General features: G+C 60.5%; 10 protein-coding genes. 3 read left to right on the forward strand and 7 right to left on the reverse strand.

From position 1 onward, the window contains the following. The first annotated feature begins 524 nt into the window (after window positions 1-524). Window positions 525-908 carry a hypothetical protein gene (locus ACOYXE_RS23330; RefSeq protein ID WP_007920327.1) on the forward strand — a complete coding sequence of 128 codons (384 nt, stop codon included), beginning with the start codon at window positions 525-527 and terminating at the stop codon, window positions 906-908. 191 nt (window positions 909-1,099) lie between these two features. Next, window positions 1,100-3,712, forward strand: a complete 2,613-nt coding sequence (locus tag ACOYXE_RS23335; protein ID WP_460926718.1) for an NHL repeat-containing protein — start codon at window positions 1,100-1,102, stop codon at window positions 3,710-3,712. A gap of 64 nt (window positions 3,713-3,776) precedes the next feature. Here ACOYXE_RS23335 and ACOYXE_RS23340 read toward each other — a convergent pair whose 3' ends face one another. The 6 genes from ACOYXE_RS23340 to exbB all read right to left on the reverse strand — a co-directional run bounded on the left by ACOYXE_RS23340 (window position 3,777) and on the right by exbB (window position 10,586). After that, window positions 3,777-5,177 (reverse strand): HDOD domain-containing protein, encoded by a 1,401-nt coding sequence (locus tag ACOYXE_RS23340; protein ID WP_460926719.1) that lies wholly within the window; start codon window positions 5,175-5,177, stop codon window positions 3,777-3,779. Window positions 5,178-5,256: 79 nt separating this feature from the next. Then, window positions 5,257-7,332: an ATP-dependent DNA helicase RecG gene (recG, locus tag ACOYXE_RS23345; RefSeq protein ID WP_460926720.1), complete on the reverse strand. Its 2,076-nt coding sequence runs from the start codon at window positions 7,330-7,332 to the stop codon at window positions 5,257-5,259. 9 nt (window positions 7,333-7,341) lie between these two features. Further along, window positions 7,342-8,271: a hydrogen peroxide-inducible genes activator gene (locus tag ACOYXE_RS23350; RefSeq protein ID WP_405122654.1), complete on the reverse strand. Its 930-nt coding sequence runs from the start codon at window positions 8,269-8,271 to the stop codon at window positions 7,342-7,344. Window positions 8,272-8,454: 183 nt separating this feature from the next. Next, complete coding sequence (locus tag ACOYXE_RS23355) at window positions 8,455-9,201, reverse strand: TonB family protein (RefSeq protein WP_038359287.1); 747 nt, start codon at window positions 9,199-9,201, stop codon at window positions 8,455-8,457. After that, window positions 9,198-9,626, reverse strand: coding sequence for a TonB system transport protein ExbD (exbD, locus tag ACOYXE_RS23360; RefSeq protein WP_007920333.1), 429 nt, complete (start codon window positions 9,624-9,626; stop codon window positions 9,198-9,200). Before exbD ends, ACOYXE_RS23355 begins: the two co-directional genes overlap by 4 nt. A gap of 6 nt (window positions 9,627-9,632) precedes the next feature. Beyond that, on the reverse strand, window positions 9,633-10,586 hold the full coding sequence (gene exbB / locus ACOYXE_RS23365; RefSeq protein ID WP_405122656.1) for a tonB-system energizer ExbB: 954 nt from the start codon (window positions 10,584-10,586) through the stop codon (window positions 9,633-9,635). A 188-nt stretch (window positions 10,587-10,774) separates the two neighbouring features. Here exbB and ACOYXE_RS23370 point away from each other — a divergent pair, with 188 nt between their 5' ends. Further along, window positions 10,775-11,632, forward strand: coding sequence for an SDR family oxidoreductase (locus ACOYXE_RS23370; RefSeq protein ID WP_160059926.1), 858 nt, complete (start codon window positions 10,775-10,777; stop codon window positions 11,630-11,632). Window positions 11,633-11,772: 140 nt separating this feature from the next. On the opposite strand, the gene ACOYXE_RS23375 is transcribed toward ACOYXE_RS23370, so the two are convergent. After that, window positions 11,773-12,513, reverse strand: a complete 741-nt coding sequence (locus ACOYXE_RS23375) for a hypothetical protein (RefSeq protein ID WP_405122657.1) — start codon at window positions 12,511-12,513, stop codon at window positions 11,773-11,775. Window positions 12,514-12,544 lie beyond the last annotated feature (31 nt).

A 12,544-nucleotide genomic window follows, 5' to 3' on the forward strand; every position in this document is an offset into this window, starting at 1 on the left:
AGCTGTGCATAGGTGTGCAAGACCGGTGGAGTAACCCGGCAGACCCGAAGGTCTCCCATACACAGCTGCCATAACGATCCGCGAGCATAGGAAAACGCTCGGCGAATTGCCATAACCAATGTGTACTCCAACCGGACTTGCACGTCCGTATCGCCAATCTGCGGCGACACACAGAGCCTATCGATAGCCAGCCAACTCGCCTAGTTCATGGACAGCCCCGCACTTTGCAGGAAATTTCCCATAGATTCGCGGGGCGGAAGATCAAAAGATCGCAGGCTTCGCCGGCTCCTACAGGGATGTGTTTCAACAGGTGTAGGAAAGGTGAGTGGTGAGGCGCGGAGCGTCTCGGGATGCATTCCCACGCGGCGCGGGGGAACGATCAGTGGGCGAGCGCTGAATCGTGACTTGGCGGTCATCGTGCGGGAAATGGTCCGCATCCTCTTCCAATAGAGTCAGATACTGGCGTTATCGTCCGAATCCCTTACACTGCCCCGGCCGTTCATTTTCCTTTTGAGGCTGTGCGCATGAAATTTCGTTTTCTTCTGTGGATGATGGGTTTGTTGATGGGTAAGGCCAGCCGGACAAATCCTGCGTTCCAGCAGCAGTTGGGTGACAAGGATCTGGTGTTTCAGCTGCAGACGCTGGATGGGAAAGTGGCGCGGCATTTCGTGGTCAAGGATCAGCGCATCACCAGCAAGTCTGGCGTAGTGGCAGAGCCGGCGTTTGCGATTGCGTTTAAAGATGCCGGTTATGGCTTTGCGACGATGCAGGCGAAGAACAAGCAGTTGGCGTTTATGCAGGGGATTCAGGACAAGTCGATCCAGCTCAAGGGGAATCCGGCGCTGGTGATGTGGTTTCAGGGGTTGATGAAGTATTTGAAGCCAAGAAAGGCTAAGGCTAAGGCTTAAGAAGGTGCTGGCTTGAACAGATCCATGCGCGCGCACTGAATAACGGTGCGCTTGTCTTGTAAGGCCATCATTGCGGCTCGTAAAGACAGCCGGACTGTCATTTCTATCAGGTGTTTTGTGCGTCATGGCGATGCTCTACTCAAGTTCCAGTTCCAGCGTTAAGGGACTCACCAACTTGATGGAACAAGCTCATGACGCAGACACACAGTATTTCTACCCCTAGGTCACTCGATCCGACATTTGCTCGCAATGGCGTGTTGACGTTACCGATACCCGGCATCGCGGGCGACGAAGCGGCGGCAGTCTTGGCGCTCCCCGATGCAAAATTACTCGTTGCGATACCTTTAACGGGCGCGAATGCTCCGGTTGCCATTGCGATGCTGAATGAAGACGGTTCGCTGGACGAGACCTTCGGTGCAGCGCGCAGAGGTTTCGTTGAAATAGCGTTGCAAGGTGCTCGGATCAGCTATGTATCCGGTCTCGATGCGCTTGAGGATGATGGTTGGCTGATACACCTTCAGTATTACTCGACTACCTCCAATGACGTTGGCCTGGCATTGGTCCGCCTGAAAAATACCGGTGAACTGAACGAAGCGTTCGGCACCAACGGGATGCGGTATATCTCCTACTACGGCAATCCCGAACCCGCTAACGCGCCGCGCAAGGCAAGTCCCCCGAACACCCGCTCCTCTGAGACTTCGCACCCTCGATCGCGGTCAGCGGCCCTGCTAGTGGGCGACAAAATCGTCCTGCTCCATTCCGTATTTTTTGATGAGGCGCCACTGCCAGTAAATGTTGTGATACGTCTGCAAGCGGATGGGTCACTCGATCAATCATTCAACGGTTCGGGCTATGTGATTCCGGAGATCGCTACATCGAGTACCGCCCACGGCATCGCCGTTCAAGCCGATGGCAAGGTGCTGGTCTGCGGTGCATACCAGGACGAATCGGGAGGCCGTGGAGTTTTTCTGGCGCGTCTGGACACAAATGGCGCACTGGACAGTCAGTTCAACGGCGGCGTGGCCGTGTTGATTCCCGACGACGAAGGCGAGAGTTTTCTGCAATCGATTTCGGTACGTGAAGGCGATGGCAGGATTATCGTCGCGGGCCGAGCCTTGCGTAGTGGCCTTGAAGGTGGGTTGATCGCTGCGTTCACGACCAGCGGCGCGGCAAACCTTGTGTTCAATGGCGGCAAGCCGCTGTTTTCGCCGTTACTGAAAGGGTTGGCGTGGACGCATGCCTCGCAGGTGGGTGGTTCGATCGTTGTTGTCGGTCACGGTGAATCAGCCATGGTGACGGCGCGTTTTCTTGCTAATGGAAAACCGGATACGGCTTTCAACGGTACGGGGCATGCGCTGTTTGAAGACAGCGCAGGGGCAGCCTTTGCGCGAGGTGTGGCCGTCATGGAGGACAGTCGGATCGTGGTGTGCATCGAGCTCTCCGTCTATGCCGATCCTTCCAGAATCCCTGGGCATTTCGTGCGCTATCTGGCGGGCACACCGTCTTTAAATAACGATCCGACCTTTGGCGAAGATGGCATCCTCAGATTTCCCTTCCTCGGGTTCTCGGGATATGACGTGAGGGCGTTGCTGGCGCTACCGCAAAATAAACTGTTGGTTGCCGTCCGCCTCTCGACGGAGGGTGCGCCCACGCGGATCGTTCGTCTGCTCGAAAACGGCGCTCTCGACACAGCTTTCGGTGGGGAAGACTCTGGCTACGTCGAGATCAGGCTGAAAGAAAGTTTTTACATGAGCCGGATCCTCGGGTTTACACCGCTGAGCGATGGCGGTTGGCTGGTTCGTGCTCAGTACACGGCAGAAGGCTCGAATTACTCGACGGGCCTGGTGCTGGTCAGACAGCGCGAGGACGGACAACCGCAAACGTCTTTCGGGGAACAAGGTGTGCTTTACATTCCCTTCGAGAAGATGGGAGGAGACGCATATACCGCGTTGGCGCAAAAGTCTTCCAGCGGTGCCGCAGGGGCTGGCGCAGCAGGGCTGGTCGCGCAACAACTGGACGAAAAAATCGTCGTGGTCAGTACCGTTGAGGATGCTTCCGGCCGGACAAAAGGTATCGTTCTGAGGTTCGAGCCGAATGGCTCACCCGATACGACCTTCAACGGCACGGGCTTTGCGTTCGTAGAGCTTGCAGAGATTTCGCCTTCGGACATCGTTGCGCAAGCGGCCGCGACCCAGGCTGACGGCGCCGTGGTGATCTGCGGCAATTACTTTGCGGTGAGTGCGCATGGCGCCTTCGTTACTCGTTTCGACGCTACGGGCAAGATTGACACAGGCTTTGGCATCAACGGAGTTGTGGACGTGCCCCACGATCAATGGATCAGCCTGGACGTTGCGGCAATAGTCGACGACAAAATCGTTGTGGCCGGTGGTGCGGCGGTGAAGAACGTTTCTCATGGCTTGATTGCGGTGCTCAATTTCAGCGGCTCCTACAATCAGGTGTTCAATGGTGGTCAACCACTGATTTCTTCACCTGTCCCCCAAGGCGTCAGATGGTTGCATTGCGTGCCGCGTACGGACGGTTCAGTCATCGTTTGCGGTAGCAGTGGCACTGGGGCGCTTGATGAGAATCTCAGCGCGGTCACCGCACGCTTTCTGGCGGATGGTTCTCCAGACGCCTCTTTCTTTGGTTCGGGATTTACCGTTTTCAATGAAAGCGCGGGTTTCGAATACCCCCACGGCATGGCGGTAATGGTCGATGGGCGTATCGTGGTGGGCGGAGTGTATTTCACCGACTCTGGGTACGATAAAGGCTGGGTGATCCGTTACCTGGACAAGTCGGCTTAAGCCGCAGGTTGGCCCATCGCGGGCAAGCGTCGCTCCAACGGGAGGTCGCTTGCCCGCTTTGCATTCAGGCCTGGCTGAACTGCGAGGCCAGTTCACGCAATAACACCTCGGCCTCAAGCACTTTGCTGACAACGTCATTGGCTTTGTCGCGAGTCAGGCCGACGCGTTCGAGCAGCGCATCCGGAATATCTTCATCCGGTCCAGAGCCAATCCCGCGTCCACGCAGCAGGCGCACGGCCAGGCAGACGAGGTTCGGGTATTCGGCGTAGGCGCCGTCGTAGCTTGGGTCGTGCTGGAAGCGCAGAGCGGTGGCCAGTTCGTCCGGCATGTCCCAGTAGCGCATCAGCCACGAGCCGATCTGTTCGCGGCTGATGCCGAGCAGGTGTTGCTCGATGTAGCTGTGGCACAGGTGCGGGTTGACCTCCAAGTGGCGGCAGATCAGCGAGAAGTGCGGCGGAAACACGTGGGCCAGTAGCAGGTAACCGAAGTTGTGCAGCAGACCGGCCAGATACGTCAGGCCGGCTTCCGGGCGCTGGGCGCGCGGCATGGCGCGGGTCAGGCCTTCGATGACGGCGGCGGTGTAGATCGACTGCTGCCAGTACGGCGTGGTGTGTTGCGGGTGATCTTTGGGCAGGCTCAGGGTCTTGCCGAGGGCCAGGCCCAGCGCGAGGTTGATCACCAGATCAAAACCGAGCACGCGAACGATCGCGTCTTCCACCGAACGGATCTTGCCCGGTGACGCGTAGTACGGCGACGCCGCCCAGCTCACCACTTGTGCGGCCAGTGCCGGGTCGGTTTCGACCACGCCGGTGATGTCGTCGATGGTGGCGTTGGGGTCGACGCGCAGTTTGATGATTTTTTGCGCAGTCTCGGCCAGCGGCGGAATCTCGATGGTCGCTTCCAGCCGTTGCTGAATGCGCCGCGCTGTGAACGCCTGTACGGCCTGGGTGATTTCCTCGCGGTCATCGTCCGGGCGATCGAGGTTCGGGCGGATACTGCTCAGCGCTTCGCCGAAATTGGCGGCGCTGGCCTTAGTCAGCATGGTCTTGAAGTCTTCGCTGGCGATTTCCAGCAGCAGGCCCGGCTCACCGGAGTTGATCAGCAACTTCGGCTCACGCAGCAGGCTTTCTTCGTAGAGGCACGGCGAACTGGTCAGCGCTGGCAGGCCTGGCAGCAGGCTGAGGCTGTGTTTGCCGAGCATTTTTTCCAGACGCTCGGTCGAGACGGCAGTCAGACGCCGGCCGGTGAGTTCGGCGAGGCGATTGAGGTCGAGCAGTTGGCTCTGCGGAAACAGCACCATCAGCGCGCCGACGGAGTCGTCCAGCAACACGGCTTGTACCTTGCGCGAGGCATTGAGGCCGTGGTGGTCGAGCACTTCTTCGTAGGCGATGCCCAGCTTGCCTAGCAGCAGCCGAATGACAGACGGCGCGTGCGGGGATTCGGGGGCGAGAGCGGCTTCGGTCATGATCTGTATCCGTTTTTGAAACAATGGCAGGAGTATAACCAGCTTGGTCAGAACGATCTGTCAGAAACTGCGACGGTGCTCACACTTGGCCGTATTGCTGCCCGTGGCGCAACCAGCGATCGAGTAATGGGCTGACGTGGGTTGGCCAGCGTTCCAGCAAGGCTTGCGCGGCGTCGCGGACGGCGGGCAGCAGGTCGGCGTCGCGCATCAGGTCGGCGACTTTGAATTGCAGCAGACCGGTCTGGCGGGTGCCGAGCATTTCCCCGGGGCCGCGCAATTCGAGGTCTTTTTCGGCGATGACGAAACCGTCGTTGGTCTCGCGCATGATGCCCAGTCGCTGGCGACCGATCTGCGACAGCGGCGGATGGTAGAGCAGCACGCAGTGGCTGGCGGCGCTGCCCCGACCGACGCGACCACGCAATTGGTGCAGTTGCGCAAGGCCGAGGCGTTCGGGGTTTTCGATGATCATCAGGCTGGCGTTGGGTACGTCGACGCCGACTTCGATCACTGTGGTGGCGACCAGCAGTTGCAGGTTGCCAGCCTTGAATTCGGCCATGACGGCGGCCTTCTCGACGGGTTTCATGCGCCCGTGGATCAACCCGACTTTCAGTTCGCCGAGGGCGAGGGTGAGATCTTCGAAGGTGGTTTCGGCGGCCTGACAGGTGAGCTCTTCCGACTCTTCGATCAGCGTGCATACCCAATAGGCCTGACGCCCTTCGGCGCAGGCACCGCGCACGCGTTCGATGACTTCGACGCGGCGGGTGTCGGTGACCAGCACGGTGTTGACCGGGGTTCGTCCGGGCGGGAGTTCGTCGAGGATGGAGGTGTCGAGGTCGGCGTAGGCGCTCATCGCCAGTGTTCGAGGAATCGGCGTGGCGGTCATGATCAGTTGGTGCGGGCACATGCGTCCGCCGACGCCTTTCTGCCGCAGCGCCAGACGCTGCTGCACACCGAAACGATGCTGTTCGTCGATGATCACCAGCGCGAGGTTCTTGAACTGCACTTCGTCCTGGAACAGCGCGTGGGTGCCGACCACCATCGGCGCGCCGCTGGCGATCTGCTCCAGCGCGGCGACGCGGTTCTTGCCCTTGAGCTTGCCGGCCAGCCACGCGACGTCGATGCCCAGCGGTTCGAGCCAACGCTTGAAGGTGATGAAATGTTGCTCGGCGAGGATCTCGGTCGGCGCCATCAGCGCGACTTGATACCCGGCCTCCAACGCCTGCAATGCCGCGAGTGCTGCGACCACGGTTTTACCCGCGCCGACATCGCCCTGAATCAGCCGCAGCATAGGCTCGTGTTGGCTGAGGTCGTAGGCGATTTCGTTGCCGACACGCTGTTGCGCACCAGTCGGGTTGAAGCCGAGGTTGGCCAGGTATTTCGGCGGCAGCTTGGTCGCTTTCGGCATCGCTGGCGCGCGCAAGGAACGCATGCTTTCGCGCAGGCGTTGCTGCGACAGTTGATGGGTCAGCAGCTCTTCAAAGGCGAGGCGATGCTGGGCCCAGTGATGGCCGAGGGCGAGTTCGTCGACGTCGGCATCGGCGGGCGGGTTGTGCAGGTAGCGGATCGCATCGGCCAGCGGTGCCAATTGATAGTCGCGGGCCAGCTCGGTCGGCAGCCAGTCGGGCAGGGTGTCTGGCTTGAGCATGGTCAGCGTCTGCAGACACAACTGGCGCAGACGCGCTTGGGTCAGGCCTTCGGTGAGCGGATAGACCGGGGTCAGGGTTTCATCCACTGGCGGCGGTTCGTCACCGGTAATGGCGCGGTATTCCGGGTGGTAGATTTCCAATCCTGACGCGCCGGGCCGTGCCTCGCCGTAGCAGCGCACCCGCGTGCCGCGCTTGAGGCCTTCTTTCTGTGCGTTGCTGAAATGGTAGAAGCGCAGGCTGAGACCGCCGGTACCATCCTGCAAGCGCACGACGAGGCTGCGCCGGCGGCCCATGACCACGTCGGCGCCGCTGACGGTGCCTTCGACCACGGCGTCCTGCCCCGGTCGCAGCGCACCGATCGGCACCACGCGGGTGCGATCCTGATAACGCAGCGGCAGGTGAAACAGCACGTCCTGCAGATTCTCCAGACCGACCTTGGCCAGTTTCTCGGCCATGGCTTCGCCGACACCCTTGAGTGCCGTCACCGACACTTGCGACAGCTCCGTCATGACGCTCGCTTAACCGGCCGTAACCGATGCCGCTGGCTTGGCCACCGAACACAGGCGAATGGAGTCGGCGAGGATCTCGATGGCTTTCGGCCGTGGGAAGCTCGCGCGCCAGGCAATGGCGACGGTGCGGAACGGCACCGGTGGCGACAGTGGGCGCACTTCGATCACGCCCGGGGCGTAGTGATGGCTGTCGACCGCCGACAACGGCAGGATCGAGATGCCCAGACCGGACGCGACCATGTGGCGGATGGTTTCCAGTGAGCTGGATTCGACGGTGGTGTGCTTGGCGCCGTCGTTGCCCTTGGTCAGGGTCGGGCAGGCTTCGAGAACCTGATCGCGGAAGCAGTGGCCTTCGCCAAGCAGCAGCAGGCTCTTGTCGTTGAGCAGGCCGGCGTCGATGGTTTCTTTTTGCGTCCACGGGTGCTGGGCCGGCATCAAGACGTAGAACGGCTCGTCGTACAGCGGCAGGGTCAGCACGTCGGCTTCGTTGAACGGCAGGGCGATGATGATCGCGTCGAGTTCGCCGTTGCGCAGTTTGTCGCGCAGCACGTGGGTGAAGTTTTCTTCGATGTACAACGGCATCTGCGGGGCGACCCGGTGCAGCTGCGGAATCAGGTGCGGGAACAGGTACGGGCCGACGGTGTAGATCGCGCCGACTTTCAGCGGCGCGGTCAGCTGGTTTTTGCCGGCTTGGGCCAGTTCACGGATGCCTTGCGCTTGTTCGAGGACTTTCTGCGCCTGGGCGACGATGCCTTCGCCGACCGGGGTCAGGCGCACGGCACTTTTGCTGCGCTCGAAAATCAGCACACCGAGTTCGTCTTCAAGCTTTTTCACGCCCACCGAGAGGGTCGGCTGGCTGACGTGGCAACGTTCGGCGGCGTGGCCGAAATGCTGCTCTTGGGCGAGGGTAACGATGTAGCGTAATTCTGTGAGGGTCATAGCAAGCGTCCATGAAGATGCGGGCCAAGCATACCGGCTGCAATCGATAGACGCACGTTATCAGACTGAGGGCCCAATGCGACTACGTCATAAAGCAAAAGATCGCAGCCTTCGGCAGCTCCTACAGGGAAATGCATTCCAATGTAGGAGCTGCCGAAGGCTGCGATCTCTTGGTCTTGCTACTTAACGGCGGCGTTCGAGGGAATAAACAAACGGCGCAACAATTTCGATCGAGCCGTTGTTGAGCATGTCGGCCGGTGGCTTGGGCAGCGGTTGCGCGCGGCGGATCATTTCCAGGGTAGCCCGGTCCAGATCGGCGTTGCCCGAGCGGCCCACCAGTTCGAACGACAGCACATTACCTTCGGCATCCACCACGAAACGCAGGCGGTTCAAGCCTTCCTTGCCCCGTGCCTGAGCACTGGCCGGGTACTTTTTGTACTTGGCCAAATGCGCGAGCAGGGTGCCTTGCCAGCTGGCCTTGGCAGCCATCTGGGCCGGCGACGGGCCTGGCGCAGGCTGGGCGGATTTCTCCGTCGGGGCCTGGGTCGGTTGCGTGTCGGCCGGCTTCTCCTCGGAAGGTTTTTCCTTCGGTGGATCGGGCAGCTTCTTCTCGACCGGCTTCGGCGGTTTAGGCTTGGGCTTCGGCTTGGGTTTCTGCACCGCGATTTCAGCTTTCGGTGCTTCGGCCAGCTTCGGAATCGGCAACTCTTCAACCGGAGCCGGTGGCTGCGGCGGTGTGACGACTTTCGGCGGAGCAGGCGGTGGCGGGGCCGGAACCGGGGCCAGCTCGACCATCATTGCCTGTGGGGGCAATTCGATGGGCGGGCGGGCGGTCCAGTTCAGCGCCAGCGCGATGGCCAGCGCGTGAACGCCCAGCACCACGGCCAGGCTACCGCTGTAACGCGTCAGCTTATGGCGCGTCGTGATCATTTCTTGGCTGCCGTCTCAAGTCCGACCAGACCGACCTTCAGATAACCGGCGGAGCGCAGTTTATCCATCACGCTCATGAGGTCGCCGTAATCCACGCCTTTATCGGCCTGGAAGAAGATGGTGGTGTCTTTCTTGCCCTGAGTCTTGGCGTCGAGCACGGCGCCAAGGGTTTCGGCTTTCACTTCATCGTCGCCGATGTACAGGCGTTGGTCAGCCTTGACGCTGAGGAACACCGGTTTTTCTGGCCGCGGTGCCGGTTTGGCGGTCGAGGCAGGCAGGTCGACTTTGATGTCCACGGTGGCCAACGGAGCGGCCACCATGAAGATGATCAACAGCACCAGCATCACGTCGATGAACGGCGTGACGTTGATTTCGTGGTTCTCGGCCAGATCGTCGTCTGCGCCTTCTTTCAAATGCAGGCCCATGGCCGATTACCCCACTTTGACCATGTGCGGCTGGGAGCTGCGCTCAGGCTGGTGGTCGAGGTCGCGGCTGACCAGCAGCAGTACTTCTGCCGAGGCATCGGAAACCTGCGCCTTGTAACCGGCGATGGACCGGGCGAAGACGTTATAGATCACCACGGCCGGAATCGCAGCAACCAGACCCAATGCAGTGGCCAGCAGGGCTTCAGCAATGCCGGGCGCGACGACAGCAAGGTTGGTGGTCTGGGTTTTGGCGATGCCGATGAAGGAGTTCATGATGCCCCACACGGTACCGAACAGGCCGACAAACGGCGCGGTGGAACCGATGGTGGCGAGGACGCCGGTGCCGCTGCTCATATTCCGACCGCAGGCCGCGACCAGGCGCTCGAGACGGAAGCTCACGCGTTCCTTGATGCCTTCTTTCTCGCGGCTGTTGACCGACAGGCGCATCTCTTCGAGGGCGTCGTGCACCAGCAGGTTGGCGAGGGTGCCTTCCTTGCCGGCGGTGGCGCTGGCTTCTTTAAGGGTGGTGGCTTTCTTCAGTGCAGCGATTTCGCCACGCAGACGACGCTTGGCGCCCATCAGCTCGAAGCCTTTGGCGATCCAGATGGTCCAGGTGATGATCGAAGCGATGGCCAGACCGATCATGACGATTTTCACGATGATGTCGGCGTTCTGGTACATGCCCCAAGGCGACAGGTCGTGGGCCATGCCCAGGCTGTTGTCGGCTTCGAGAACTTCAGGAACGTCGGCAGCGTCAACTGCTTGCACCGGATCGGTAGCGGCCGGGGCAGCCGGAGCAGCGGCTGGTGCGCTTTGCTCGGTGGCGGCTGGCGTTGCAGGTGCCTGGGCGTCGGCGAAAGCGGCGGTCGGTGCCAGCATCAGGCTGAGCAGCAGAGCCGCCACTGCGCTCCAGGCGCGAGGTCGTTTGGTTGGCGAAGCGGGGATTTGATTACGTGTCATGCTGGCCGGACCTGAGATAGAAAAACGTTGATGCTCTTCCAGGCCTCGTGAGGCCGAGAACAAAAGTGGCGTGCATTATTGCAAGTAATTCTTGTTAACAAAAGTAATAGAGTATCTTTTTTTCTACCATTGCTAGCCGTTCGTCCTGTGCCAGAGCTAGTCTGTGCCTTTCCGATAGGAGTTTTTTGATGTCCGCGCCTTCTGTTTTGATTGCCGGTTGTGGTGATGTCGGCAGTCGTCTGGCCAAGCAATTGCTGGCGGCTGGCTGGGAAGTTCACGGCCTGCGCCGGGATGTTTCGAAGCTGCCTGCTGGAGTGATCGGCGTTGCCGGCGACCTGTTCAATGAAGACTGCCCGGCGACCTGGCCGGTGGGTGCCGTGGACTATCTGGTGTATTGCGCCGCCGCCACTGATCACGATGAGGCCGGTTATCGCGCGGCTTATGTGCAGGGTTTGCAGAATGTCCTGAGTTGGCTGGACGACTATGGGCAGGTGCCTGAGCGGCTGGTCTTCGTTTCCAGCAGCAGTGTGTATGGGCAGCAGGAGGGTGAGTGGGTCGATGAGACATCGGCGACGGTCGCTGCGGGTTATTCCGGGCGGTTGATGCTCGAAGCGGAGCAAGTGGCGCTGAACAGTGGCATTCCTGCGAGCATTCTGCGTTTGACCGGGATCTACGGGCCGGGCCGCGAATGGCTGCTGACTCAAGTGCGTCGCGGTTATCGCGTGGCGGTTGATCCGCCGCTGTATGGCAATCGGATTCATGCTGACGACGCGGCAGGATTGCTGGCGTTCCTGTTGGAGAAAGATCGGCAGGGCGTGAAGCTGGAGGATTTCTATATCGGCGTTGACGATGCGCCCGCGCCGTTAGCGGAAGTCGTAGGCTGGTTGCGTGAGTATCTGGGCGTTACCGAATGGTCTGAAGATGCCAGTGTGCGGCGCACCGGCAGCAAGCGCTGCAGCAATGGCCGGGCGAAAGCGTTGGGCTGGACGCCAACGTACCCAAGTTACCGCGAAGGCTACGCCGCGATCCTCGAAGGTAAATGCTGACTTCCTGACACCCCAAAAACAAATGTAGGAGTGAGCCTGCTCGCGATAGCGGTCTGACATTCAACACTTATGCTGACTGTTAGACCGCTATCGCGAGCAGGCTCACTCCTACAGGGGATCTCAGCGAGTTGAGGTCCGGGTTACTGCTTCTCCAGCAACCACTTGCGCTCACCAGCGGTGAACTGCGGTTGTTCATCCGCCAACGCAGCATTCACCGCCTGGAGAATTTCCAGCTCTTTGCCCTTGCGCACAAAGATCCAGTTATTGCCCTGACCATTCTGCTGCAACCACATGCTGTCATTGCCGTTGCTCATCGAGGCGCAATCGCCCGCCAGGCATAACGCATAACGGTCGGCACCCGGTAAGCCGGAGACCTGGCCATCCGCCTGGAATTTCACGGTGCTGCCTTCGCCCTGGCCGTTGGTGATTTTCCAGTCACCGCCCAGATAGGCCGAATACAGCGCACGTTCGAAGCTGGCGCCGATCGGTGCGCCCTCCGGCACGGGAATCTGTGCGCGGTCGAAAACCTGCTCGGGTTCGTTCTCGCTGGCGGCTTGCTGCAGTTGCCCGCCATCGCGTTTCAGCTCACTGGCGGAGCTGCCATAGAAGTCGACCTTCCAGGCGCCGGATTTCTCACCCAGCAGCCGTCCTTCGACGTTCTCAAAACCGTTGGTGTAGCGGGCCTGACCGGCCTTGGTGTTAACGTCCCACTCAAGGTTCGGGCCGTAAGCCTGAAGCGCTTCGCGCAGGGGGCCGCCCTTGGCTGCGGCATCGATCGCCACCTGGTTGATCCAGGTGCCACTGATGTCACGGTCGGCAGGGTTGCTGGCGCAGCCGCCGAGGAAAATGGCGAACAGCGGGAGAGCTAGCGCTTTGCGCATGGTGGAATCCTTTCAAAACCTTTTCTTGCTG

Source organism: Pseudomonas sp. MC6, from assembly GCF_054790575.1.

Bases quoted from the DNA above. Each gene is read 5' to 3' on its own strand.
- ACOYXE_RS23330 (WP_007920327.1), top strand. From the start codon at position 525: ATGAAATTTCGTTTTCTTCTGTGGATGATGGGTTTGTTGATGGGTAAG.
- ACOYXE_RS23335 (WP_460926718.1), top strand. From the start codon at position 1,100: ATGACGCAGACACACAGTATTTCTACCCCTAGGTCACTCGATCCGACA.
- ACOYXE_RS23340 (WP_460926719.1), bottom strand. From the start codon at position 5,177: ATGACCGAAGCCGCTCTCGCCCCCGAATCCCCGCACGCGCCGTCTGTC.
- recG (WP_460926720.1), bottom strand. From the start codon at position 7,332: ATGACGGAGCTGTCGCAAGTGTCGGTGACGGCACTCAAGGGTGTCGGC.
- ACOYXE_RS23350 (WP_405122654.1), bottom strand. From the start codon at position 8,271: ATGACCCTCACAGAATTACGCTACATCGTTACCCTCGCCCAAGAGCAG.
- ACOYXE_RS23355 (WP_038359287.1), bottom strand. From the start codon at position 9,201: ATGATCACGACGCGCCATAAGCTGACGCGTTACAGCGGTAGCCTGGCC.
- exbD (WP_007920333.1), bottom strand. From the start codon at position 9,626: ATGGGCCTGCATTTGAAAGAAGGCGCAGACGACGATCTGGCCGAGAAC.
- exbB (WP_405122656.1), bottom strand. From the start codon at position 10,586: ATGACACGTAATCAAATCCCCGCTTCGCCAACCAAACGACCTCGCGCC.
- ACOYXE_RS23370 (WP_160059926.1), top strand. From the start codon at position 10,775: ATGTCCGCGCCTTCTGTTTTGATTGCCGGTTGTGGTGATGTCGGCAGT.
- ACOYXE_RS23375 (WP_405122657.1), bottom strand. From the start codon at position 12,513: ATGCGCAAAGCGCTAGCTCTCCCGCTGTTCGCCATTTTCCTCGGCGGC.